Source organism: Polaromonas sp. P1_F2, assembly GCF_056405735.1.
The window spans coordinates 429119-451346 of the sequence record NZ_JBFUBN010000001.1; the positions used below are offsets into that span (position 1 = coordinate 429119).

Sequence of the window (22228 nt, forward strand, 5' to 3'; positions counted from 1 at the left end):
CCCAGGCTCTTTGCCTGGTGACTGGCGCGGCGCTTGCATGGCAAGCCGTGCAACACCCTCGCCGCCCGATTAATTTTCCTGAAGTTTCCAATTCAATGATTACCCTCAAAAACGTCGTGCTGCGCCGCGGCGCCAAAGTGATTCTGGACAGCGCGTCCGTCACCCTCAACCCCGGCGAAAAAATCGGCCTGGTGGGCCGCAACGGCGCGGGCAAGTCCTCGCTGTTTGCCATGCTCAACGGAACACTGCATGAGGACGGCGGCGAATTTTCCATTCCCACACAGTGGCGCATGGCGCAGGTGGCACAGGACATGCCCGAAACCGAGCAAAGTGCCACCGACTATGTGATCGAAGGCGACGTAGTGCTGATGGCCGCGCAAGCCGAGGTGACAGCCGCTGAAGAAAGCGGCGACGGCGACCGCATGGCGCACGCCTATATGGAGTTGTATGACTCTGGCGCGCATGACTCGCAGGCGCGCGCACAGGCGCTTATCCTGGGTCTGGGCTTCAAGGTCAGCGAACTGGACAACCCGGTCAACAGCTTCTCCGGCGGCTGGCGCATGCGCCTGCAGCTGGCGCGCGCGCTGATGTGCCCTTCCGATTTACTGCTGCTCGACGAACCCACCAACCATTTGGATTTGGACGCACTGGTCTGGCTGGAAGCCTGGCTCAAACGTTACCAGGGCACCATGCTGGTCATCAGCCATGATCGTGAATTCCTGGACGCCGTGACCGACGTGACGGTGCACATCGAAAGCGCCAAGCTGACCCGCTACGGCGGCAACTACAGTAAATTTGAAGACCTGCGCTCCGAGCAGATGGCGCTGCAGCAGACTGCGTTTTCCAAGCAGCAGGACAAAATCGCCCACCTGCAGAAGTTCATCGCGCGCTTCAAGGCCAAGGCCAGCAAGGCCAAGCAGGCGCAAAGCCGCGTCAAGGCGCTGGACCGCATGGAGAAAATCGCGCCGCTGCTGGCCGAAGCCGACTTCACCTTCGAGTTCAAGGAACCGGCCAACTTGCCCAACCCCATGCTGTCGATGCAGAACGCCTACTTCGGCTACCCGCCGCCCGAGGGCGCACCTGAGGGCACGCCGCCTACCGTCATTGTGCAAAACGTCAGCAAATCGGTGCTGGCCGGCCAGCGCATCGGCATCCTGGGCGCAAATGGCCAGGGCAAATCCACGCTGGTAAAAACCGTCGCCCGTGCGCTCGCTCCCATCGAAGGCGAGATGATTGAGGGCAAAGGCCTGAACATCGGCTACTTCGCCCAGCAGGAACTGGATGTGCTGCGCCCTGCCGACAACCCGCTGGAGCACATGATCCGACTGGTCAAGGAGGTCACTGCTGCCGGCAAGATGGGCAACCAGCCCACGCGCGAGCAAGACTTACGCAGCTTCCTGGGTAATTTCAATTTCGGCGGCGACATGGTCAAGCAGGCCGTGGGCAGCATGAGCGGCGGCGAAAAAGCCCGCCTGGTGCTGTGCATGATCGTCTGGCAGCGCCCCAACCTGCTGCTGCTCGACGAGCCGACCAACCACCTGGACCTCGCCACGCGCGAGGCGCTGTCCATGGCGCTCAACGAGTTTGAAGGCACGGTGATGCTGGTCAGCCATGACCGCGCCTTGCTGCGCGCCGTCTGCGACGAATTCTGGATGGTGTCGCAAGGCGGTGTCGCTCCCTTTGATGGCGACCTTGACGACTACCAGAAATACCTCCTTGACCACGCCAAACGCCAGCGCGAAGAAGCCAAGAAGGCCGGCGGCGCGGCCCCGGCCGCCAAGGCAGCCGCACCGGCCGCGGCTGTGGAAGAAAAGAAGCCCGTGCCGCGCGAGACGCCCGAGCAGCGCAAGCTCGACGCGCAGCGCCGCCAGCAGCAGGCCGAGGCCACCAAGCCGCTGCGCAAGGAAATCGAGAAAATCGACCTGCGCATGAAGGCCCTCAGCACCGAGCAGGCCAGCCTGCAGGCCCTGTTGGGCACCACGACCGCACCAGCGGAACTGGCCCAGGCCGGCAAGCGCCTCAAGGCCATCGAGGGCGAAATAGGCATGCTGGAAGAACGGTGGCTGGAGCTGACCGAGCAGATCGAGACCGCTGCGGTATAAAGTGAGCTGGGTGGGCCAATCCGGTCCCTCACCACCTCACTGACAGGGAGTTCGCAGCATGCTATCCATACTCGGAACCATTGTTGTCGGTTTGATCGTCGGCCTGATTGCCCGTGCCCTCAAGCCGGGCAACGACAGCATGGGCTTCATCATGACTGTTCTGCTGGGCGTCGCCGGTGCCTTCGCGGCCAAGTACGCGGGCATCGCCACCGGTTTTTACAAGGAAGGCGATGCCGTGGGCTGGATTGCCTCCGTCGTTGGCGCCATCGTCCTCCTGCTGATCTACGGCCTGCTCACCAAAAAGCGCGGCTAGCCGCCGCACTGCACGCCATGCCCACCGCCCTGCAAATGGCGTCCGGCGACGCAGCCCTCGCGGCCGCCGTCAAACGCAGCCGCAAGCTGCTCAACCGGCGTGCCATGGTCGCGGCCGCGGCCAGCGCCATGCCCGTCCCCGGCCTCGACTGGATGGTGGACGCGGCCATGCTGTCCAGGCTCATTCCCGAGATCAACAAGGAATTCGGCCTCACGCCGCAGCAGCTCGACCAGTTGGAGCCCAACAAACGCGACCAGGTGCAAAAAGCCGTGACCCTGGTGGGTTCGGTGCTGATCGGCAAATTCATCAGCCGCGACCTGGTCATCAAGGCCGCCACCAAGATAGGCGTGCGCCTGACGGCCAAGCAGGCCGCCAAGTACGTGCCACTGGCAGGCCAGGCCGTCGCGGCCGCCGTCGGTTACGCGGCCATCCGCTACTTCGGCGAAGAGCACATGAAGGACTGCATACGGGTGGCAAGGCAGGCGCAGCTGGATATGCCGGCGCTGGGGTATTCGGCCTGATGGATGGCTCTGCGATTTTCCCACGCCCCAAAAACAAAAGGACTTGGCCTTTCGGCCAAGTCCTTTAAAGGGCTGGTGGGTTCTGACAGATTCGAACTGTCGACCTACGGATTAAGAGTCCGCTGCTCTACCAACTGAGCTAAGAACCCGGAAATTCTGGTGGGACCAGCGGGGGTCGAACCCACGACAAACGGATTAAAAGTCCGCTGCTCTACCAACTGAGCTATGGTCCCAAGAAGGTATCTCGCGATACATCCCGGTTTTTACTGCTTCGAGGGCAGCAAAGCCTTGAATTATAGCGTGGTTTTTCAGCGCCCCGCAAAAACTCAGGCGGCAATTTTGTCGAGTGCCCAGCCTGCCGCGCACAGGCCGAAGGTGGACGTTACGCTCACGACCGACCCATAACCGTGGCAGTTCAGGCTGCCGTCGCTTTGGGCCGCGGCGGCGGGCTGCAGCACGGCCTCGCGGCTGAACACACAGGCCACGCCGATCTTGCCCTTGCGTGCTGCGCCGTGTTCCTTGCGCAAGCGGTAGCGAAGCTGCGCCAGCAAGGGGTCGTGCGTGACCAGGGACAGGTCGTCGATGTCGACGCGGTGCGCCAGCCGCTTGCCGCCCGCCGCGCCCACGCTGACCAGGTTTACTTTGTTGGCAATCGCCCAGGCTGCCATGGCGGTTTTGGCTTTCACCTGGTCACAGGCGTCGATCACGGCCAGCTGCTTGCGGTCAAAGCCGCCTTCCAGGCCCAGGATGCCGGGCCAGTTGGCGGCATCGACAAACTCTTCAATGCCGTCCACGCGGCAGCCCGGATGGATTTGCGCGATGCGCTCGCGCATGGCCTGCACCTTGGCCTGGCCCAGGGTGCTGTCCAGCGCGTGGACCTGGCGGTTGATGTTGGATTCAGCGATGTGGTCGAGGTCTATCAAGGTCAGCCGGGCCACGCCACTGCGCGCCGCGGCTTCGGCCGCCCAGGAGCCTACGCCGCCCAGGCCAACGACCGCGATGTGCGCCTCGCGTATACGCTGGGCGCCCGCCGCGCCGTAGAGGCGCGCCAGGCCGCCGAAACGGCGTTCCAGGTCGGCGGGGAGGTCTTCAAGGATAGAGGTCATGGACTGTGAACGGATGCGCGCCTCAGGCCGAGCGCTCAAGCCGCCAGATCTGGTATTTCAATCCCGCCACGCAGCCCGCGAGGATGGCCGCGAGCGCCACAAAGCTGGTGAGGCTCAGGGTCGAGATGCCGGACAGGCCCTGCCCCACGGTGCAGCCCATGGCGCAGACGCCGCCCACGCCCATCAGCGTGGCGCCCACCAGGTGGTTGGCGGTGTCTTCAGCGTCACGAAAACCTTCCCAGCGGAAATTGCGCGACAGCAAGGCGTAGACGGCCGAGCCGGCCACCACACCGAACACCGACACGATGCCCAGCGTGAGCACCTTGCTCTTGTCGCTGAAGAACATCAGCCAGTCCACCGTGTAAGCCACGGGCGAGACAAAACTCAGCGCCTCTGCCCGGCCCGAGTTGGTGGCGAGGAAGGCTTCCTGTAGCGTCTCCGGATGTTCGGCCACATGACCGAGATGCCCGCTGACCCACCACATGGCCGCAATGACGCCGCCTATGCCCAGGCCGGCCAGCAGGTTGTCGAAGCGGCGGAACTCCTCCCCGAACAGCGCCCAGACGATCAGGCCCAGACCGATAAGGATGGCCAGGCCGATGCCGGCGGCGGCCGGCGTGATGCCGATGGCACCGGCCACCCAGTTGGGCAGGCTCGCGTTGGCGGTGAAATCCAGCGCCACCTTGTCGACGGTGGCCACGCGGACCACGGCGGTGATGCCCTTGAGCGTGGCGAAGGCGGCGATGCCCATCACGGCAAACACCACGACCGACTTGAGGCTGCCGCCGCCTATGCGCACCAGCGTCTTGCTGCCGCAGCCCGAGGCCAATACCATGCCGAAGCCGAACAGCGCGCCGCCCACCAGGGCCGAGAGCCAGATAAAACGGTTGGAGGCATACAGCGTCTTGGCGGGATCAATGACGCCGGCCGCGGCCATGGTGAAGAAGCCCAGCATGGCCACGCCTATGGCCATGCCCCACATGCGCATGCGGGTCCAGTCGCCCATGTTCACGATGTCGCTGACGGCGCCCATGGTGCAAAAGTGCGTGCGCTGGGCAATCGCGCCAAAAACCATGGCCAGAATAAAACCGGCCCAGAGAACCTGGGCCGTGAGACTGTTGAGTGCGGAGATGTCCATCGCCCGATTTTAGGGGCGAATGCTCCGGGAGAATGGCTCGATACCCCCGCAGGCCGCATAGCCTGCCCGAGGCGGCCTACTTCAGCTTGGCCAGCCGTTCCTTGGCGACCGAAGCCGCCTCGGCCTGGGGATAGGCCTTGACCAGGTCTTCCAGCGTCTTGCGGGCCGACTTGGCGTCCTTGAGTTCCACCTGGCAGTTGGCCATCGAGAGCATCGCTTCCGGCGCGCGCATATGGTCGGGCTCGGCCGTCACCAGCGAGCGGAAATTGGTCACCGCATCACGGTAATTGCGCAAGGCGTACTGCGCATTGCCCAGCCAGAACAGGGACGAAGCCCGGTAACCGGTTTGCGGATAGCGCTTCAGGAAGGCCAGGAAGCCGGTCTGCGCGCCCGCGAAGTCGCCCTTGCGAAGCGTGGCCAGCGCGGTTTCGAACTCCTGCCTTTCGGCGGGCTCGGCGACAAACTCCTTGCCGTCCACGTTGACCTTGCCGGGCTCGAACTTGCGCAGGCGCTCATCCACGCCCGTCGTCAGGTCCTTCTGGGTGCGCTGCATCTCGGCCACATTACGCGTGAGATTTTCGTTCTGCCCGCGCATGGTGGCCAGCTCGTTGCGCAAGGCCTCGATCTGGTTGGACAGGTCCAGCAGGCTGCGGCGCAACTGGGCATTGTCTTCGGTGGTCCTGCGCAACTCTTCGGCCGTGCGGGTTTGTGCCGCGTCGACCTTCTGGCGCAAATCGAGGATCGCCCGGCGAGCCTCGTCGTCTTCAAACAGGCCCGCGTGCGCATTGAACGCGAACAGGCCGGCCGCGAGGGCCGCGGCGATCCGGAACGTCTTCACGTCGGTATCCGGCTTAACGGTAGTTCAGTTCAGCGCGGCGGTTCTTCGCCATGGCTTCCTCGTCGGAGCCGGGAACCGCGGGTTTTTCCTTGCCGAAGCTCACGGCCTCGACCTGCGCATCCGACACGCCCAGCAGGCCCAGCGCGCGGCGAACGGCTTCGGCGCGGCGCTGGCCCAGGGCCAGGTTGTACTCGCGGCCGCCGCGCTCGTCGGTATGGCCTTCGATGTTCATCTTGCGGGCTTTGTTGGCGGTCAGGAACTTGGCATGGGCTTCGATCGTGCCCTGGAACTCGGGCTTGACCACATAGCTGTCGAAGTCAAAGTAGATGATCTTGGCCACATTGGCCGGGCCCTGGAGCGATGCATCGGCTCCCTGGATCTCTACGGGCGCGACGCCCCGGCCTGTGGCGCCCGACGGGTCGCCCTGCGTGGCCTGGCCGGTGCGGTCTTCGACGGGAACGTCATTGAGCTTGACGTTGGAGCCGCAAGCGGTCAGCGTGGCCGCCAGGATCAGAGAGGAGATGATGGAAAAAACGGTGCGTTTCATGGAGTACCTCTGCAAAAAATAAAAAAAATGGGCCGGGTTGACGATTGAAAAAAAGACCGCTGCCGATCAGCGCTGGAAAGGGCCCCAGTCGGGCTCGCGAATATCGCCGCTGGCGCCGGACAGCTTCGCCTTGATCTTGCCGTCCAGCGTGGTGGTCATCAGCGCTTCCCTGCCCTGCTGCTGGGTAGCGTAGACGATCAGGCGGCTGTTGGGCGCGAAGCTCGGGCTCTCGTCGGCCGTGGTTTCGGTGATTGGAGTGACCGTCCCGGTGGCAAGTTCCATGACGTGCAACTTGAAGGCGCCGCCCACCCGGGAGACATAGGCCAGCCAGCGCCCGTCGGGGCTGATCGCGGGAGAAATGTTGTAGCCCCCGGTGAAGGTGACGCGTTCGGCATTGCCGCCGCCCGGGCTCATGCGGTAGATCTGCGGCGCGCCGCCGCGATCGCTCACGAAGTAGATGTAGCGGCCATCGGGCGAGAACGCCGGTTCGGTGTCGATGCTGGAAGACTGGGTCAGCCGTTTCGGCTCGCCGCCATTGAGGCCGATCGCATAAAGCTGGGAGCCGCCGTCGCGGCTCAGCGTCGCCACGAGCTGCTTGCCGTCCGGCGACCAGGCCGGTGCGCTGTTGGAGCCGCGGAAGTTCGCCAGCAGGCGCCGCTTGCCGCTGGCCACGTCGTGCGCGTAGATCACCGGCTTGCGGGATTCAAAGGACACATAAGCCAGTTGCGAGCCGTTGGGCGACCAGGCCGGAGAAATGATGGGCTCCGGGCTGGTCAGGGCCGACTGCGCGCCCTCACCGTCGGAGTCGGCCACCCAGAGGTTGTACTTCTGGGCCGCCTTGGTCACATAAGCGATGCGCGTCGAAAAAATGCCCTTTTCGCCGGTCAGTTTTTCATAGACGAAATCGGAAATGCGGTGGGCCGACAGCCGCAGGTCGGCCGGGCCCACGGTGTAGCTCTGCCCGCCCAGGTCTTGCCCGCGCACGATGTCCCAGAGGCGCAGGCGCACATCGTAGCGGCCGTCGGCCAGCAGCGTCACGCTGCCCGTGACCATGGAATCCGCGCCCTTTTGCCGCCAGGCGCCCAGGTCAGGACGGGTGTTTTCATCGGCAGTGACGCCGGTGGTGTCGACCGGGCGGAACATGCCGCTGCGTTCGAGGTCGGCCCGCACGATGGCGCCGATTTTCTGCGGCGCCTGCGCATCGCCGCGAAACGCGGCAACGGCGATGGGCAGCTGGGTCAGGCCGACGCCGGACACCTCGACGCGAAACTGCGCGAAAGCCGGCAAGACAGGGAAAGCGCTGGCCGCCAGCAGGCTGACGAGGGTACGGCGGCGTAGAAAAGGTGCAATGCTCATAGGGGAGATTGGGATCCGTGCAGGGAGGTTATTTTGACGGTGGAAGCAAGGGCAGAGGAAGGCTCAAGTTCACGAAGCCCTCTTTCGGCCATGACCACATCGGTTTTCATGCGTTCAAGCACCCTTTTTTTGTTGATGGATTCCTGGTCGCGCGGGTTCTCGCGGTGCCAGAGGTGGAAAACTTCGGTGCCCATGAAACCGTTTTTCCGGTGGACGCCCAGGTGGTGGAGCCTGAGCACGAGGTCGGCATCTTCATGCCCCCATCCCTGGAAGGTTTCGTCAAATCCATTGACATCGGCAAAGTCCGCGCGCCAGACACCAAAGTTGCAGCTGCGTATGCCATGCCAGTGAAAGCCTTGTTTTACCCTGAATAAACGCCGCGGCCAGGGGAGCAGGTGCAATAATTTGTTGCTGTCCCCCCTGAGCCGCGCACCCAGCCAGAACCATACAGGACGACTGGGCAGGTCGATAGCGCCATTGACTACACGTTCTGTCAGACGTTCGCTGATAAGCACCCGGCTCCCGTTCAGGAAACAGCCTTTTTCGGCCAACCGCGTGTGCTGCGCCACAAAAGCCTTGTTGGGCACGCAGTCCCCGTCGAGGAACACCAGGTAGTCGCCCGTCGCCTGGCTGGCACCCAGGTTGCGAGCCCGCGCCGCCGTAAAGCCCACATCGGGATGCCAGATGTGGCGCGCCGGGCACCTGAACGCCGGGCACTGGTCGAGCAGCATCTGCACCTGCTCGGGCCGCGAGCCATCGTCGGCCACCAGCACCTCATGGCCTTCACCGCACTGCGCGGCCAGCGAACGCAGCACGGCCAGCAAGGCATCCGTGCGGTTGTAGGTCAGGACGATGAAGCTGATCTTCATGGGGCGTCCGACGCTCCCTTGGCCTCGCGCCGCAGCAGCCAGAGCTTGAGATAACGGTAATAGGTGCCTTCGGCGTTCGAGATCGCCAGCACCAGGCCCATCCTGCCGTCGAGGAAACCCAGGCGCAGGACATAGGTGCGTATGAAGGCCCACAGGCCGTGCCCTATGGCCTTGCCGACCGAGGCCGACCGGCCTTTGCCCAGCAGGCTTTGCGCGCCCGCCGTGGAATAACGGTTGGCCTTGTCCAGCACCGCCTCGAAGTTGCGGAAACTCTCATGCAGCAGCTGCGAGCGCAGCTGGCCTATCGGCCCCTGGGCCAGGATTTTTTCGTGTACCAGGTCCTCGCTGAAGCGCGCCGCGGCGCTGCGGAACAAACGGGTGACCCGGTCGGGGTACCAGCCCGAATGGCGCATGTACTGCCCGCAATAGCTCGAGAGCCGGGGAAAGCAATACACGTCGAAGGCCGGCGCCTTCAGGCAAGCCAGGATTTCCACTTGCAACTCGGGCGTCACCCGCTCGTCGGCATCGAGCGAGAGCACCCAGTCCGAAGTGGCCAGCGCCAGGGCGCGGTTCTTCTGGATGCCGAAGCCCTGCCAGTCGGGGCTGGTGCTGACCTCGGCGCCCAGGGAACGGGCGATCTCCACGGTGTCGTCGGTGCTGCCGGAATCAAGCACCACGACCTGGTCCGCGAAGCTCACGGAACGAAGGCAGGCCGCTATGTTGTGGGCCTCGTTGTGGGTGATGACGGTGACGGACAAGCTTGCCAACGGTGCCTTTTCGATGAGGTGGGAGAAGCGCCAGCGCAGGACGCCGGCACAGGATTTTGCCAGTGAAACAGGCCCTCTCCATGCGCCGACAGCATAGCAGAGCCCTCCCCACCGCCCGGCCTCCGGACGGCAAGTGGAATCGCCGATAATGCGGCATCCATCAGGCAACCCCCACGACCATTTTGCGAATCAAGACAATCAATTTCCGGCTTGCCGTCATCTGCCTGGCGGCGGCCTCCGTGGGGTTGTCAATCGCCATCATCAGCATCGCCAAGCTGTTTCTGCTCGGCTGCGTCCTGGCTGTCCCCTTGCTCGCCAGGAACCTGCCCAAAAATGGCGCCTCCCTGACAAAAACCTGGACGCCGTGGGCGGTGCTCGCGGCGCTGCTGGCCTTTGCGCTGAGCCTGGCCTGGACCGCCGCGCCGCAAGGAGAGGCATTGGGCTCGCTCGCCAAATACGGCAAGCTCCTCATCATCATCGTGATGATGGGCCTGATCCGGGAGCGCCGCGAGGCTATGTATGCCCTGGGCGCGTTTGCGTTTTCGCAAGTGCTGGTGGTCGCCAGTTCATGGCTGCTTTTTGCCCACTTGCCCGTCGCCTGGGCAAGCTCCCGCACCACCCTGAGCCACTACACGGTCTTTTCCGGCTATCTCGACCAGGGCATCATGAGCGCCGTCTTCGCCGCGGTATGCTGGCATTTGCGGAGCCTGGTGCCCGGCCGCTACGGCCCGCACGTGGCCGCCGTGGTGGCCGTGGCCTCCCTGGCCAACGTGTTCTTCGTGCTGGCCGGCCGCAGCGGCCAGGTGGTCGGCGTCGCCCTGTTGTCGCTGGCCATCATGTGGCAGCTTCCCAAAAAGTACCGCATCGCCGCGGTCGCGCTGCCCTTCCTGCTGGTGCTGGCGCTGTTTGTGAGTTCGCCGACGATGCGGGAAAGGCTGACCTTGCTCAAGACCGAAGTGCAAGCCTATTCGCCGCAGCGGGACACCAACACCTCATCGGGTGTCCGGCTGACTTTCTGGCGAACGGCCGCCCAGCTCACCGCCCAAAAGCCGCTTGCCGGCGCGGGCATCGGCAGCTGGAGCACTGAATACAACCGGATCGAACACCAGAAAAACCCGGCGCATAAAGACATAGAGCCCAACGGCAACCCGCACCAGGAGTACCTGCTGTGGGGTGTGCAGCTCGGCATTCCCGGCCTGCTGCTGATCGCCGCCTTCATGCTCTCCGTGCTGCGCGACACCTTGAAAATGGAAACGCCCTACGCCCGGGCCGCGCAGTCCGCCTTGCTGGCGCTGGCTGTCGCCTGCCTGTTCAATTCCAGCCTCTATGACGGCCTGATCGGGGACTTCTTCTGCGTCCTGATCGGCCTGCTGCTGGCATTGGGCTTGAGCAAACCCGCCGGCCCGCCCTCACCCGAACGCGCAACGTGAGCGCCTCCGCCGACACCGCTACCGCCGCCACGGCCCCGAGGCAGAGCCTGTGGCGCCGCCTCGCGCGGGTCTGGCCCTACTTCAGCGGCTCGCGCACCGGCTGGGCGCTGGCCGTGGGCGCGACCATCGTCGCTTCGGTCACCGAGCCTTTCGTGCCGGCCCTGCTCAAGCCCCTGCTGGACCGCGGCTTCCAGAAAGGCGCGCTGGACCTCTGGCTGGTGCCGGTCACGCTGATCCTGCTGTTCGCCGTGCGCGGCATCTCCGGCTTCGTGGCGCAGTACGCCCTGGCCAAGGTCACCAACGAGGGCCTGCAGTCGCTGCGCCGGGCGATGTTCGGCAAGCTGCTGAGCTCGCGCCTGTCGCTGTTCGCGGACCAGTCCTCCAGCGCCATCGCCAACACCGTGGTCTACGAGGTCTTCAACGGCTCCTCGATGATGATCAACGCGGTCATGAAGCTGGCGCGCGACGTCCTCACGCTGGCGGCGCTGGTGGCCTACCTGCTGTTCCTCAACTGGAAGCTGATGCTGATCGTCTCGCTGCTGTTCCCGGCGGTCGCGCTGGTGATCCAGCTGCTGACGCGGCGGCTGTACCGCTTGACCCGCGAAAGCCAGGTCGCCACCGACAACCTGGCCTACGTCGTCGAAGAAAACGTGCTGGCCCACCGCGACGTGCGCCTGCACGGCGCGCAGGCCGGCCAGGCGTCGCGCTTCGAGGCGCTGAGCAACACGCTGCGCCGGCTGTCCATCAAGTCCACCGTCGCCTATGCCGGCATGAGCGCCATCACCCAGGTGCTGGCCGCCATGGCCTTGTCGGCCGTGATTTCCATCGCCCTGCTCCAGGGCTCCGAAAACACCACCACGGTAGGAGGTTTCGTGGCCTTCGTGACGGCCATGCTGCTGCTGATCGCGCCCATCAAAAGCCTGTCTGACGGCGCCACGCCGATCACGCGCGGGCTGGCGGCGCTCGAACGCGGGCTGGACCTGGTCGATCTCATCGAGGACGAAAGCAGCGGCAGCGTCAACAAGGCCAGGGTGGCCGGCGACATTGAGTTTTCCGGCGTCAGCGTGGTCTACAAACCGGATGCGCCGCCGGCGCTGGACGGCATCAGCCTGGCGATACGCGCCGGTGAAACCGTGGCCCTGGTCGGCTCTTCCGGCTCCGGCAAGACCACGCTGGCCAGCCTGCTGCCGCGCTTTGTCGATTACAGCGCCGGCGCCATACGGCTGGACGGCACCGAGCTGCGGGACTGGGACCTGGCTTCGCTGCGCTCGCAGTTCGCCTTCGTGAGCCAGCACGTCGTGATGTTCAACAACAGCATGGCCTTCAACGTCGCGCTGGGCCAGTCCTTCGACAGGGACAAGGTCGTGCGCTGCCTGGCCGCCGCCAACCTGGGCCAGCTGCTCGAGGAACTGCCGCAAGGCATAGACACCGTGCTGGGCCACAACGCCATGCAGCTGTCCGGCGGCCAGCGCCAGCGGCTGGCGATTGCCCGGGCGCTGTACAAGGACGCGCCGGTGCTCATCCTCGACGAAGCCACCTCGGCCCTGGACACGGAATCGGAAAAAGCCGTGCAGGAAGCCATACAGCGGCTGGCCGCGGGCCGCACCTCGCTGATCATCGCCCATCGGCTGTCCACCATCCAGCATGCCGACCGCATCATCATGATGAACGCCGGCCGCATCGTCGAGCAGGGAAGCCACGCGGCGCTGCTCCAGAACAACGGCGCTTACGCCCACCTCTACCGCCTGGGCTTCCAGGGCGCAGCCTAGAAAGTCATTTCCCGATGCCAGTTTCCATCAGCGGCTTTACCTTTATTCGCAACGGCGTGGGCCTGGGCTTTCCGTTTGAGGCCTCCATCCGCTCCCTGCTGCCCTTGGTCGATGAATTTGTCGTGGCCGTGGGCAAGGGCGAGGACGACACGCTGGAGCGCGTGAAAGCCATCAACGACCCGAAGATCCGCATCATCGAAACCCTGTGGAACGAGCGCATGGCTGACCGCGGTTTTGTCTACGCCCAGCAAAAAATGATCGCGCAGTATTCGTGCACCGGCGACTGGGCCTTCTACCTCGAAGGCGACGAAGTCGTGCATGAGGGCGAGCTCGCCGCCATACGCGCCAGCGTCGAGCGCCACCACAACAACCCGGCCGTCGAGGCGCTGGTCTTTGACTACCTGCATTTTTACGGCTCACCCGACTGGATCTCCATCAGCCCCGGCTGGTACCGCCGCGAATGCCGGCTGATCCGCAACACCATACGCAGCTACGCGCCCGACGGCCAGTACTGGCTGGTCACCACCCAGCACAAGCGCGGCCGCAATCCCCAGGCCGCGCTGGCCAACGCGCACATCTACCACTACGGCTGGATACGCCGCAACGAGGAAATGCAGAAGAAGCTGGACCAGGTCAGCAAGTACTGGGGCGAAGCCCAGGCCGCGCAGATCACCTACAGCCAGTTCGACCGCCGCGCCCTCGCCCCCTTCACCGGCACGCACCCCGAGGCGGTGCGGCAATGGCTGGCCACCGAGGCCGAGCCGGTCCTGAACCTAGACCCGGCCTACAAGCCCACGCCCAAGGAAAACAAATACCACTTCATGCGGCAGGTGGAGACATTGACCGGGCTGGACTTCAGCCGCAAGCACTTCAAGCTGGTGGCCTGAAGCCGGGCACGGTTCAGAGCGGCGCGTCCTTCGCCGCGACGGCTGAAAAATACAGCGCTTCCTGCTGCAGTGCGATTTCACGCCACTGGTAGTGCGCCGCAAACGCCGCCGCACCCTCTGACAGCGTTTCCCGCAGCGCTGGTTGGCCCAGCAAATCCCCCAAGACCCGCGCCAGCTCGCCCGCATCCCGGGGATCATCCAGCAGCAGCGCATTGGCACCCTGCGCCAGCAGCCCGGCAATGCCGCAGTACTTCGGCCCGCTGACCACCACCGGCAGGCCGTGGGCCATGGCCTCCAGCACCACCATCGCAAAGGTGTCCTCGAAGGTGGGATGCACCAGGATGTCGGCGGCTTCATAGGCCGGGCTCACGTCCTTGAGCGCACCCAGGAAAAACACCCTGTCGCCCAGTTTGAGCGCACCGGCCAGCGCCCGGAACTCGGCAATGTGGGCCGGGTTGCCCACCACGGCCAGCACCACGTCATCCGGCAACTGGGTCGTGGCTTGCAGCAAGGCCTGCAGGCCCTTCTTGCGGTAATCATTGCCGACAAATAACAAACAAGTGCCTTGCGCCGGCAAACCCAGCCCGGCCCTTGCCTCGCGCTTGCGGTCGCTGTTCACCGGCAAGCTGGGCATGTTGATGCCTGGCGTGATGACGGAAATCGCGTCGCGGCAGCCCGGGTAGGCAGCCTCCATGATGGGTCGCAGGCTTTCCGAGGTCACCACCACCTGTCGGCCCGGGCTGGCGGCATAGCGTGCGCGCTCCAGGCCCAGGTAGGCCAGCAGGCGCGGGCTGGTCACGACCTTGATCCAGCGCAGGGCACGCCGCAAGCCTTGGCGTCCCTGGAACAGGCTGTGCTTGACCGGCAGCACGTGCACCGTCTGCACCTCGCCGTGCCAGGTGTTCTCATGCGAATGCACCACGTCAAAGCCGCGGCGTGTCGCCCACCAGGTGGCCGTGGCGAACCACAGCTGGTTGATCCAGCGCGGCTTGCGCAGCGGGGCCGAAACCTTGTGATAAATCACGCCCGGCCATTGGTGGTCGATCTGCTGCGCGAACACATGCACCTCGTGCCGGGCCGCGAGCTGCTCGACCAGGGCTATGGAATAACGCTCAGCGCCGCCACCGGTCGGAGAGAAAGTCCGGTTGAAAACGGCGATGCGGAGTGTCCGGGGCCCAGCGGCTAAAGGCGTGGGCTGGCTCATTTTTTCCGGCGGTCTTCGTAAGCGGTGGCAACCTTGAGCCAGAACACCGGCAAGGTGGTCGAGCGCAGCACCGGCACCCGCGGCAGCTGCAGCAGGTCCATGCCCTCATGGCAGCGGCTGCGCTGGGTGGTGGTGGCGGTGGCAAAACCCAGCGTCCTCGCCATCTCGACATGCCGGGACTCGAAATGGCCGTAGGGATAGCAGAAATGCCCGACCGGCCCGCCCGTGACGGACTCCAGCCCGGTTTTGCCCCGCACCATTTCCTCGACGCAGCCCGACTCGTCGGTTTCCATCAGGTTGGCGTGGCTGTGGGTGTGCGAGCCTATCTCCTGCCCACCCGCCACCCATTGGCGGATCTCGCCCTCGTCCATCAGCGGCGTCTGCGGGATGCCGATGCCCTCGTCCCAGATGTTGGTCTTCCCGAGCAAGCCGCTGACCGCATAGCAGGTCGACGAGAAACCCTGTTTCACCAGCACAGGCAGGGCATGGCTCAGGTTGTTGCGGTAGCCGTCGTCAAAGGTGATGCCCACGACCTTGCCGCTCAACTCGCCGCGCAAGTAAGGCATCAGGCCGCTCATCGAGAGGCCGGTGTAGCCCAGGCGCTTGAGCCAGGCCATTTGCCGCGCGAAAGCCGCGGGCGACACGTAGAGCCCGCGAAACGGGCTGCTGCCCTTGGGCGGAGCCTCGGCGATCTGGTGGTAGACCAGGATGGGGATGGGTTGGCGGTTCAGGGTCGGCATGGACGGAAAGGGTTCACAGCAGCACGATGTCGTATTGCTCCTGCGCCATCGCGGCTTCGGCCTGCAGGGAAATCGGCTTGCGGATGAAATCGCTGAGGCTGGCCAGGTGCTGGCTTTCCTCGTCGAGAAAGAGTTCTATCACCTTGGGTGAGGCCACCACGCGGAATTCGCGCGGGTTGAACTGGCGCGCCTCGCGCAGAATCTCGCGCAGGATGTCGTAGGTCACGCTGCGCGCGGTCTTGACCACGCCCTTGCCCATGCAGGCACTGCAGGGTTCGCAGAGCTGGTGGGCCAGCGATTCGCGCGTGCGCTTGCGTGTCATCTCCAGCAGGCCCAGCGCGGAAAAGCCGTTGACCGTGGTCTTGATGCGGTCGCGCGCGAGCTGCTTCTGGAATTCGGCCAGCACCGCGTCGCGGTGGTTTTCCCGGATCATGTCGATGAAGTCGACGATCACGATGCCGCCCAGGTTGCGCAGGCGCAGCTGGCGCGCGATGGCCTGCGAGGCCTCCAGATTGGTCTTGAAGATGGTGTCGTCGAAATTGCGCGCGCCGACAAAACCGCCAGTGTTGACGTCCACCGTGGTCAACGCCTCGGTCTGGTCGATGATCAGGTAGCCGCCCGACTTCAAGTCCACGCGCCGGCCCAGGGCCTTGGCGATCTCCTCGTCGATGTTGAAGAGGTCGAAGATGGGCCGCTCGCCGCCGTAGTGCTGCAGCTTCTGCACGGTGGCCGGCATGAACTCCATGGCGAAAGTCTTGAGCTTTTCGAACTGCTCGCGCGAATCTATGCGTATGGTCTGCGTGTCCTCCACCACCAGGTCGCGCAGCACGCGCTGCAGCAGGTTCAGGTCCTGGTGCAGCACCGAGGCCGGCGGCAGGCGCAGCGAGGCGTCCTTGATGCGCGCCCAGGTCTTGCGCAGGTAGGTGATGTCCTCGGCCAGCTCGGCATCCGTCGCGTCCTCGCCGTTGGTGCGCAGGATGAAACCGCCGCCCATGTCGCCGGCCAGGGCCTGCACGCGCTGGCGCAGCTCCTCGCGTTGCCGGGGCGGTATTTTCTGCGAGACGCCGATGTGGTTGTCCTGCGGCAGGAAGACCAGCAGGCGGCCGGCGATGCTGATCTGCGCCGTCAGGCGCGCGCCCTTGGTGCCTATGGGGTCCTTGAGGACCTGCACCATCACCGCCTGGCCTTCGAACAGCTGTTTTTCGATCGGCTGCAGCGAGGCCATGGCCGGCGCCGTGAGGCCGCCGGCTGCGGCCTGGGCATCGCTGTCGGCATGGCGGCTGCTGATGCTGCTCATCAAATCGGCCACGTGCAGGAAGGCCGCGCGGTCCAGGCCGATGTCGATAAAAGCCGACTGCATGCCGGGCAGCACCCGGGCCACTTTGCCCAGGTAGACATTGCCGACCAGGCCGCGTTCCAGCGTACGTTCGACGTGAAGCTCCTGCACCGCGCCGTGCTCGACCACCGCCACCCGGGTTTCCTGCGGCGACCAGTTGATCAGGATGTCTTGTTGCATGGGGGTCCTGAAAAAGTGTGGGATTCGAAGGCTAGAGGCGAATGCCGGCGGCTTTCAGCAAAAGCGCCGTTTCCCTCAGCGGGAGCCCCATGATGCCACTGTAGCTGCCGTCTATCCGGCTGATGTGCATGGCCACCCTGCCCTGCACCGCATAAGCGCCGGCCTTGCCCATGGGCTCGCCGCTGGCGACGTAGCTGCGGATCTCGGCCGGCGTCAGTTCGTCAAAACTCACGCGCGAATTGCTGAGCGCCTCAAAACGGCGGCGCCAGGCCTGCACCGCCACGGCCGTCAATACCCGGTGCGTACCGCCCGACAACTCGCGCAGCATGCGGGCAGCGTCTTTCGCGTCGTCCGGCTTGCCGTAAATCACGCGTCCCATGGCCACCGTGGTGTCCGAGCAGAGTATGGGCGCCGGCGGCAGCTTGCGCCGCTTCAGGCGGGCAACCGCCGCGTCAAGCTTGAGGCCCGTGACGCGCTGGACGTAGGTGGCGGGGGCCTCGTTCCTGAGCACTGCTTCCAGCGACTCGGCGTCTTCTTCAGCGTCCGGCAGCAGCAGTTCGTGGCGTACGCCGAGCTGCTCCAGCAGCTGCCGCCGCCTGGGGCTTTGCGAGGCCAGGTAGATAAAGTCAGCCATGGACGGACTATTCGCGATGGTAAGGATGGTTAATCGTGATGCTCCAGGCGCGGTAGAGCTGTTCAATGAGCAGCACACGCACCATGGCATGCGGCAAGGTCAGGTCCGAGAGGCGCAGGCGCTCGTGCGCGGCCTGCTTGAAGCCGGCGTCCAGCCCGTCGGGCCCGCCTATCACGATGGCCACGTCGTCGCCGGACAGCTGCCAGGCTTTAAGCCTTTCGGCCAAGGCCACGGTGGTCACGGCCGTGCCGCGTTCATCGAGCGCCACGACACGGGTGCCGCGCGCGATGCTGGCTTCTATGCGCCCGCGCTCGGCGGACAGCAGGTTTTCCAGGGTCTTGGAGGCGCGCGGCTCGGTCTTGACGGCCTTGAGCTCGACCTTGAGTTCGGGCGGAAAGCGTTTGGCGTAGTCGTCGTAGGCCGTCTGCGCCCAGTCGGGCACCTTCTGGCCGACGGCTACGATCGTCAGCCTCATTTGCTCCGGGAAGCGGTTTTCCTGGGGGCGGGTTTCTTCGCCGTGGTCTTGGCGGCGGCCACGGCCGTTTTCCGGGCGACAACCTTTTTGGGTGCCGGCACCTTGACGATGGGCGTCTTCACGGCGGGCTTGGCCGGCTTGGCTCCGGCGCGCGCCGGCTTGGCGGCGGGTTCGGCCGCTGTCGCGGTCGCGTTGCGTTTGGCGGTCCAGTCGTTGGTCTTGCCGACGCGGCCCACATAGCTGGAGTCAGGGGCCTTGGCGGGCGCCTTGGCTGGTGCTTTTGCCGCCGATTTGGCAGCCGTCTTTGCGCCTGGTTTGGCGGCGGTTTTAGCGCCGGCGCGGGCTGCCTTGGGCTTGGCCGCGGGTTCGGCGTCGGGTTTGGAGGCCTTCACCAGCGGCGCGGGCGCACCGAGTTTCTGCTTGATGGGCTTGTCGCCCCAGAGCTCTTCGAGGTGGTAGTACTGGCGAATGGTCGGCTGCATGATGTGTGCCACCGCGGCGCCGCAGTCAACGATGATCCATTCCCCGTTGTCTTCGCCCTCGATGCGCGGCTTGGCGAAGCCGGCGTCGCGCACCGCATCCCGCACGCTGGCGGCCAGCGCCTTGGTCTGGCGGTTGGAGCTGCCCGAGGCGATGATCACGCGCTCAAACAGCGAGGTGATGTGTTCGGTGTCGAAAACCTGGATGTCCTGCGCCTTGACGTCCTCCAGGCCATCAATGATGGCGCGCTGCAATTTCTGCACATCCTTTTTATCGGCGGCGGCGGAGGTTTTGGCGGTGGTGGAGGTCATGCAGTGTTGTGCTTCGATAAGGTAGGGAATTAATGGGAACGGTATAGCTGGTGCAGTGAAATATAACGCGCAACGGCTTCAGGGACCAACCGGGTAATTTCCCCCGCCGTGGCCGCGCCGGAAGCCGTTAACTGGCGTATCTGGGTGGCGCTCACGGGCATCAGGGGTAGATCGAGCAGGGTAAAACGGCTGCTGCGGCTTTCATAGGCCTCAAACTGAGGCTCGGCCGGCATGGATTGTGCGCGGCCAGCTATACAAATTATAGCAAGGTCAAGGATGTCCTGCCATCGGTGCCATTGCCGGAAGGCGGCGAACTGGTCGGCGCCTATAAACAGGTAGAGATGGGCGCCCGGATTCTCGGCCTGCAGGGCCAGGAGTGTGTCTATCGTGAAGGTCGGCCCGGGGCGCTGCACCTCGCGCTCGTCCACCCGCACATGGGGAATGGGCTCGAACGCCAGCCTGGCCATGGCCAGCCGGTGGGCCGGCGCGCTCAGGGCCTGCGACTTGTGCCAGGCGTGGCCCGTGGGCACCACATACAGCGTGTCCAGGCCAAACTGCGTGACCGCCGCCCCGGCCAGGGCCACGTGGGCGTTGTGCGGCGGGTCGAAAGCGCCGCCAAAGACGCCGATGCGTTTGCCCGCGGGAGGCGGCTTTGCGTTCAAACCCAGTCCCGCCGCGGCAAAAACGCCGTGTACAGGCGCTCTTCAGGGCTGCCGGGCTCGACGCCCCGCTGGTAGGACCAGCTCGCCAGCGGCGGCATGGACATCAGGATGGACTCGGTGCGCCCACCCGACTGCAGGCCGAAATGCGTGCCGCGGTCCCAGACCAGGTTGAATTCCACGTAGCGCCCGCGGCGGTAGAGCTGGAATTCGCGCTCGCGCTCCCCGTAAGGCGTGTCCTTGCGCCGCTCCACGATGGGCAGGTAGGCCTGCAAGAAGGAGTCCGCCACGCCCTGCATCATGGCAAAGCTGCGCTCGGGGCCCAGTTCCTGGAAATCGTCGAAAAACACGCCGCCTATGCCGCGCTGCTCCTGCCGGTGCTTGAGGTAGAAGTACTCGTCGCACCACTGCTTGAAGCGCGGGTATTTGTCCTCGCCGAAGGGCGCCAGCGCGTCCTTGCAGGCCTGGTGGAAATGCACAGCGTCTTCCTCGAAGCCGTAGTACGGCGTCAGGTCCATGCCGCCGCCGAACCAGCAGACCGGCGCATCCGGGCTGGCGGCCGGCGCCGCGGCCAGCATGCGCACGTTCATGTGCACCGTCGGCACATAGGGATTGCGCGGGTGGAACACCAGCGAAACGCCCAGCGCCTCAAACGGTGCGCCGGCCAGTTCGGGCCGGTGCTGCGTCGCCGAGGGCGGCAATTTGGGCCCGCGCACATGCGAAAAGCCGCAGCCGGCGCGCTCGAACACCTTGCCCTGCTCCAGGATCATGGTCAGCCCGTTGCCCTGCAGCGCCTCGCCCGGCTCTTTCTGCCAGCGGTCAGCCACAAAAGGGCTGCCGTCGATTGCAGAGATGGCCAGGGTGATGCGCTGCTGCAGCGCCAGCAAAAAGTCTCGAACGCCTGAAATATCGGTAGTCATGCTGAGGTGTTCCCCAAGAAACGGGCGCCGGGCAGCGGCACCCGTCCGGTGATCAGGGCTTGAGCGCGCGCCAGCCGATGTCCTTGCGATACTGCGCGCCGTCAAAGCCTATGCCTTGCGCCACTTCATAAGCGCGCTGCTGCGCGGCTTTCACCGTGCTGCCCAGCGCCGTCACGCAGAGCACGCGGCCGCCCGAGGTCAGCGTCGCGTCGCCTTCCTTGCGCGTGCCGGCGTGGAACACCATGGCGTCCTCGGGCGCGTCGCCGGGTTTGACCAGGCCGTGGATCGCGTCGCCCTTGCGCGGGTTCAGCGGGTAGCCGTGAGCGGCCATCACCACACCCAGCGCGGGCCGGCGGTCCCAATCGAGCTCGATCTGGTCCAGCGCGCCCGAGGTGGCCGCCATCATCACGTCATAGAGGTCGGTCTTGAGCCGCATCATGATGGGCTGGGTTTCCGGGTCGCCCATGCGGCAGTTGAATTCGAGCGTCTTGGGCTTGCCTTCGGCGTCGATCATCAGGCCGGCATACAGGAAACCCGTGAAGGGAATGCCGTCTTTTTCCATGCCCTTGATGGTCGGCAGGATGATCTCGCGCATGGCGCGGCCGTGCACCTCGGGCGTGACCACCGGTGCCGGCGAATACGCGCCCATGCCGCCGGTGTTCGGGCCCTCGTCGCCGTCCAGCAGGCGCTTGTGGTCCTGGCTGGTGGCCATGGCCGCCACGTTCTTGCCGTCGCACATCACGATGAAGCTGGCTTCCTCGCCCTGCAGGAACTCCTCGATGACGACGCGCGCGCCGCCCTCGTTGTGCGTCACGCCCAGCGGGTTGAAGTCCGGGTTGGGCGCAAGCATGAACTCGATGGCCTCGTGCGCCTCGTGCAGCGTCATCGCCACCACCACGCCCTTGCCGGCCGCCAGGCCGTCGGCCTTGACGACGATGGGCGCGCCTTTTTCGTCCACGTAGGCGTGGGCCGCGGCCGCATCGGTAAAGGTTTCGTATTCGGCCGTGGGAATGCCGTGGCGCTTCATGAAGGCCTTGGAAAAGGCCTTGGAGCTTTCCAGCTGCGCGGCAGCCTTGGTCGGACCGAAAACCCGCAGGCCGTGCGCGCGGAATTCATCGACGATGCCGGCGGCCAGCGGCTGCTCGGGGCCGACCACGGTCAGCGCGATCTTTTCGGCCAGCGCCCATTCGCGCAGCGCCTTCACGTCGGTGATCGCGATGTTTTCCAGCCGCGAATCGAGCGCCGTGCCGCCGTTGCCGGGCGCGACGTAGACCGCCTGGACTTTCGGGGACTGGGCCAGTTTCCAGGCCAGCGCGTGCTCACGGCCGCCGCCACCAATAACAAGAACTTTCACGGGAGGTTCAATCTAAAAAACAGCAAATAGCTGAGGTACACAACAAGAACAAATACGATGCCGAAAATAACCTTGGCGGCCACCCTGGCGCGGCGCTGAATGTCCAGTGCCTGGTCGTTGACTTTGCCGGCCTTCACGATGTTGGCCCGGGTTTCGTCGACCAGCGACTTCTGCACTTCCAGGGATTCCTTCTGCAGCGCGATCGCCTCGCCGCGCAGGCGGTTGCCCTCCTGCAGCAGGGTTTCAATGCGGGCCAGCCGTTCGGAATCGTCCATCATCTCACCTCGGGGCT

General features: G+C 65.0%; 23 protein-coding genes and 2 tRNA genes. 6 read left to right on the top strand and 19 right to left on the bottom strand.

The genetic code is table 11. The features are described 5' to 3' along the window. Nucleotides 1-95: 95 nt before the first annotated feature. Genes AC1D0O_RS02105 through AC1D0O_RS02115 form a run of 3 tightly spaced genes read left to right on the top strand, consistent with a single transcriptional unit; the run spans nt 96 to nt 2936 of the window. The gene (locus AC1D0O_RS02105) at nt 96-2102 is read left to right on the top strand and encodes an ABC-F family ATP-binding cassette domain-containing protein (RefSeq protein WP_477651895.1); all 2007 of its coding nucleotides are present in this window, start codon (nt 96-98) and stop codon (nt 2100-2102) included. A 58-nt stretch (nt 2103-2160) separates the two neighbouring features. Then, nucleotides 2161-2415 (top strand): GlsB/YeaQ/YmgE family stress response membrane protein, encoded by a 255-nt coding sequence (locus AC1D0O_RS02110; RefSeq protein WP_477651896.1) that lies wholly within the window; start codon nt 2161-2163, stop codon nt 2413-2415. A gap of 17 nt (nt 2416-2432) precedes the next feature. After that, the gene (locus AC1D0O_RS02115) at nt 2433-2936 is read left to right on the top strand and encodes a hypothetical protein (RefSeq protein ID WP_477651897.1); all 504 of its coding nucleotides are present in this window, start codon (nt 2433-2435) and stop codon (nt 2934-2936) included. A gap of 73 nt (nt 2937-3009) precedes the next feature. Here the strand turns inward: AC1D0O_RS02115 and AC1D0O_RS02120 are convergent. From AC1D0O_RS02120 to AC1D0O_RS02160, 9 genes are all read right to left on the bottom strand, one after another. Next, a tRNA-Lys gene (locus AC1D0O_RS02120) sits at nt 3010-3085 on the bottom strand. 8 nt (nt 3086-3093) lie between these two features. Further along, nucleotides 3094-3169, bottom strand: a tRNA-Lys gene (locus AC1D0O_RS02125). 93 nt (nt 3170-3262) lie between these two features. After that, nucleotides 3263-4042 carry a tRNA threonylcarbamoyladenosine dehydratase gene (locus AC1D0O_RS02130; RefSeq protein ID WP_477651898.1) on the bottom strand — a complete coding sequence of 260 codons (780 nt, stop codon included), beginning with the start codon at nt 4040-4042 and terminating at the stop codon, nt 3263-3265. A gap of 22 nt (nt 4043-4064) precedes the next feature. Then, nucleotides 4065-5180 carry a YeeE/YedE family protein gene (locus AC1D0O_RS02135; RefSeq protein ID WP_477651899.1) on the bottom strand — a complete coding sequence of 372 codons (1116 nt, stop codon included), beginning with the start codon at nt 5178-5180 and terminating at the stop codon, nt 4065-4067. A 76-nt stretch (nt 5181-5256) separates the two neighbouring features. Further along, nucleotides 5257-6018, bottom strand: a complete 762-nt coding sequence (gene ybgF / locus AC1D0O_RS02140) for a tol-pal system protein YbgF (RefSeq protein WP_477651900.1) — start codon at nt 6016-6018, stop codon at nt 5257-5259. Nucleotides 6019-6031: 13 nt separating this feature from the next. Beyond that, nucleotides 6032-6565 carry a peptidoglycan-associated lipoprotein Pal gene (gene pal / locus AC1D0O_RS02145; protein WP_477651901.1) on the bottom strand — a complete coding sequence of 178 codons (534 nt, stop codon included), beginning with the start codon at nt 6563-6565 and terminating at the stop codon, nt 6032-6034. A 66-nt stretch (nt 6566-6631) separates the two neighbouring features. Next, nucleotides 6632-7921: a Tol-Pal system beta propeller repeat protein TolB gene (tolB, locus tag AC1D0O_RS02150; protein WP_477651902.1), complete on the bottom strand. Its 1290-nt coding sequence runs from the start codon at nt 7919-7921 to the stop codon at nt 6632-6634. Next, nucleotides 7918-8790: a glycosyltransferase family 2 protein gene (locus tag AC1D0O_RS02155; protein ID WP_477651903.1), complete on the bottom strand. Its 873-nt coding sequence runs from the start codon at nt 8788-8790 to the stop codon at nt 7918-7920. The genes tolB and AC1D0O_RS02155 overlap by 4 nt, the downstream gene beginning before the upstream one ends. Continuing rightward, the gene (locus AC1D0O_RS02160) at nt 8787-9557 is read right to left on the bottom strand and encodes a glycosyltransferase family 2 protein (protein WP_477651904.1); all 771 of its coding nucleotides are present in this window, start codon (nt 9555-9557) and stop codon (nt 8787-8789) included. The genes AC1D0O_RS02155 and AC1D0O_RS02160 overlap by 4 nt, the downstream gene beginning before the upstream one ends. 182 nt (nt 9558-9739) lie before the next feature. Between AC1D0O_RS02160 and AC1D0O_RS02165 the strand changes: the two genes are divergently transcribed. From AC1D0O_RS02165 to AC1D0O_RS02175, 3 genes are read left to right on the top strand one after another with little or no spacing between them, the layout of a single operon-like run. Then, nucleotides 9740-10987, top strand: coding sequence for an O-antigen ligase family protein (locus AC1D0O_RS02165; protein WP_477651905.1), 1248 nt, complete (start codon nt 9740-9742; stop codon nt 10985-10987). Then, nucleotides 10984-12756 (top strand): lipid A export permease/ATP-binding protein MsbA, encoded by a 1773-nt coding sequence (gene msbA / locus AC1D0O_RS02170; RefSeq protein ID WP_477651906.1) that lies wholly within the window; start codon nt 10984-10986, stop codon nt 12754-12756. The genes AC1D0O_RS02165 and msbA overlap by 4 nt, the downstream gene beginning before the upstream one ends. 14 nt (nt 12757-12770) lie before the next feature. Then, a complete protein-coding gene (locus AC1D0O_RS02175) occupies nt 12771-13643 on the top strand; it encodes a glycosyltransferase family protein (RefSeq protein ID WP_477651907.1) in 873 nt (290 codons plus the stop codon). Nucleotides 13644-13656: 13 nt separating this feature from the next. Here the strand turns inward: AC1D0O_RS02175 and AC1D0O_RS02180 are convergent, their stop codons facing one another. Genes AC1D0O_RS02180 through AC1D0O_RS02225 form a run of 10 tightly spaced genes read right to left on the bottom strand, consistent with a single transcriptional unit; the run spans nt 13657 to nt 22211 of the window. Further along, nucleotides 13657-14847 (bottom strand): glycosyltransferase family 4 protein, encoded by a 1191-nt coding sequence (locus AC1D0O_RS02180; RefSeq protein ID WP_477651908.1) that lies wholly within the window; start codon nt 14845-14847, stop codon nt 13657-13659. Next, complete coding sequence (locus tag AC1D0O_RS02185) at nt 14844-15587, bottom strand: polysaccharide deacetylase family protein (RefSeq protein WP_477651909.1); 744 nt, start codon at nt 15585-15587, stop codon at nt 14844-14846. Before AC1D0O_RS02185 ends, AC1D0O_RS02180 begins: the two co-directional genes overlap by 4 nt. A 13-nt stretch (nt 15588-15600) precedes the next feature. Next, nucleotides 15601-17103 carry a ribonuclease G gene (gene rng, locus AC1D0O_RS02190; RefSeq protein ID WP_477651910.1) on the bottom strand — a complete coding sequence of 501 codons (1503 nt, stop codon included), beginning with the start codon at nt 17101-17103 and terminating at the stop codon, nt 15601-15603. A 31-nt stretch (nt 17104-17134) separates the two neighbouring features. Beyond that, nucleotides 17135-17737: a Maf family protein gene (locus tag AC1D0O_RS02195; protein WP_477651911.1), complete on the bottom strand. Its 603-nt coding sequence runs from the start codon at nt 17735-17737 to the stop codon at nt 17135-17137. 7 nt (nt 17738-17744) lie between these two features. Next, on the bottom strand, nt 17745-18212 hold the full coding sequence (rlmH, locus tag AC1D0O_RS02200) for a 23S rRNA (pseudouridine(1915)-N(3))-methyltransferase RlmH (RefSeq protein WP_436154540.1): 468 nt from the start codon (nt 18210-18212) through the stop codon (nt 17745-17747). Next, entirely contained in the window at nt 18209-19003 is a 795-nt protein-coding gene (rsfS, locus tag AC1D0O_RS02205; protein WP_477651912.1) for a ribosome silencing factor, read from the bottom strand. Before rsfS ends, rlmH begins: the two co-directional genes overlap by 4 nt. Before the next feature lie 29 nt (nt 19004-19032). Beyond that, complete coding sequence (nadD, locus tag AC1D0O_RS02210) at nt 19033-19665, bottom strand: nicotinate (nicotinamide) nucleotide adenylyltransferase (protein ID WP_477651913.1); 633 nt, start codon at nt 19663-19665, stop codon at nt 19033-19035. Next, nucleotides 19662-20582 (bottom strand): oxygen-dependent coproporphyrinogen oxidase, encoded by a 921-nt coding sequence (gene hemF / locus AC1D0O_RS02215; RefSeq protein ID WP_477651914.1) that lies wholly within the window; start codon nt 20580-20582, stop codon nt 19662-19664. Before hemF ends, nadD begins: the two co-directional genes overlap by 4 nt. A 52-nt stretch (nt 20583-20634) precedes the next feature. Continuing rightward, nucleotides 20635-21936 carry a phosphoribosylamine--glycine ligase gene (gene purD, locus AC1D0O_RS02220; RefSeq protein ID WP_477651915.1) on the bottom strand — a complete coding sequence of 434 codons (1302 nt, stop codon included), beginning with the start codon at nt 21934-21936 and terminating at the stop codon, nt 20635-20637. Further along, nucleotides 21933-22211, bottom strand: coding sequence for a hypothetical protein (locus AC1D0O_RS02225; protein WP_477651916.1), 279 nt, complete (start codon nt 22209-22211; stop codon nt 21933-21935). The genes purD and AC1D0O_RS02225 overlap by 4 nt, the downstream gene beginning before the upstream one ends. Nucleotides 22212-22228 lie beyond the last annotated feature (17 nt).

Coding starts and splice junctions, on each gene's coding strand:
- AC1D0O_RS02105 (WP_477651895.1), top strand. CDS start 96: ATGATTACCCTCAAAAACGTCGTGCTGCGCCGCGGCGCCAAAGTGATT.
- AC1D0O_RS02110 (WP_477651896.1), top strand. CDS start 2,161: ATGCTATCCATACTCGGAACCATTGTTGTCGGTTTGATCGTCGGCCTG.
- AC1D0O_RS02115 (WP_477651897.1), top strand. CDS start 2,433: ATGCCCACCGCCCTGCAAATGGCGTCCGGCGACGCAGCCCTCGCGGCC.
- AC1D0O_RS02130 (WP_477651898.1), bottom strand. CDS start 4,042: ATGACCTCTATCCTTGAAGACCTCCCCGCCGACCTGGAACGCCGTTTC.
- AC1D0O_RS02135 (WP_477651899.1), bottom strand. CDS start 5,180: ATGGACATCTCCGCACTCAACAGTCTCACGGCCCAGGTTCTCTGGGCC.
- pal (WP_477651901.1), bottom strand. CDS start 6,565: ATGAAACGCACCGTTTTTTCCATCATCTCCTCTCTGATCCTGGCGGCC.
- tolB (WP_477651902.1), bottom strand. CDS start 7,921: ATGAGCATTGCACCTTTTCTACGCCGCCGTACCCTCGTCAGCCTGCTG.
- AC1D0O_RS02155 (WP_477651903.1), bottom strand. CDS start 8,790: ATGAAGATCAGCTTCATCGTCCTGACCTACAACCGCACGGATGCCTTG.
- AC1D0O_RS02175 (WP_477651907.1), top strand. CDS start 12,771: ATGCCAGTTTCCATCAGCGGCTTTACCTTTATTCGCAACGGCGTGGGC.
- AC1D0O_RS02180 (WP_477651908.1), bottom strand. CDS start 14,847: ATGAGCCAGCCCACGCCTTTAGCCGCTGGGCCCCGGACACTCCGCATC.
- AC1D0O_RS02185 (WP_477651909.1), bottom strand. CDS start 15,587: ATGCCGACCCTGAACCGCCAACCCATCCCCATCCTGGTCTACCACCAG.
- rng (WP_477651910.1), bottom strand. CDS start 17,103: ATGCAACAAGACATCCTGATCAACTGGTCGCCGCAGGAAACCCGGGTG.
- AC1D0O_RS02195 (WP_477651911.1), bottom strand. CDS start 17,737: ATGGCTGACTTTATCTACCTGGCCTCGCAAAGCCCCAGGCGGCGGCAG.
- rlmH (WP_436154540.1), bottom strand. CDS start 18,212: ATGAGGCTGACGATCGTAGCCGTCGGCCAGAAGGTGCCCGACTGGGCG.
- rsfS (WP_477651912.1), bottom strand. CDS start 19,003: ATGACCTCCACCACCGCCAAAACCTCCGCCGCCGCCGATAAAAAGGAT.
- hemF (WP_477651914.1), bottom strand. CDS start 20,582: ATGACTACCGATATTTCAGGCGTTCGAGACTTTTTGCTGGCGCTGCAG.
- AC1D0O_RS02225 (WP_477651916.1), bottom strand. CDS start 22,211: ATGGACGATTCCGAACGGCTGGCCCGCATTGAAACCCTGCTGCAGGAG.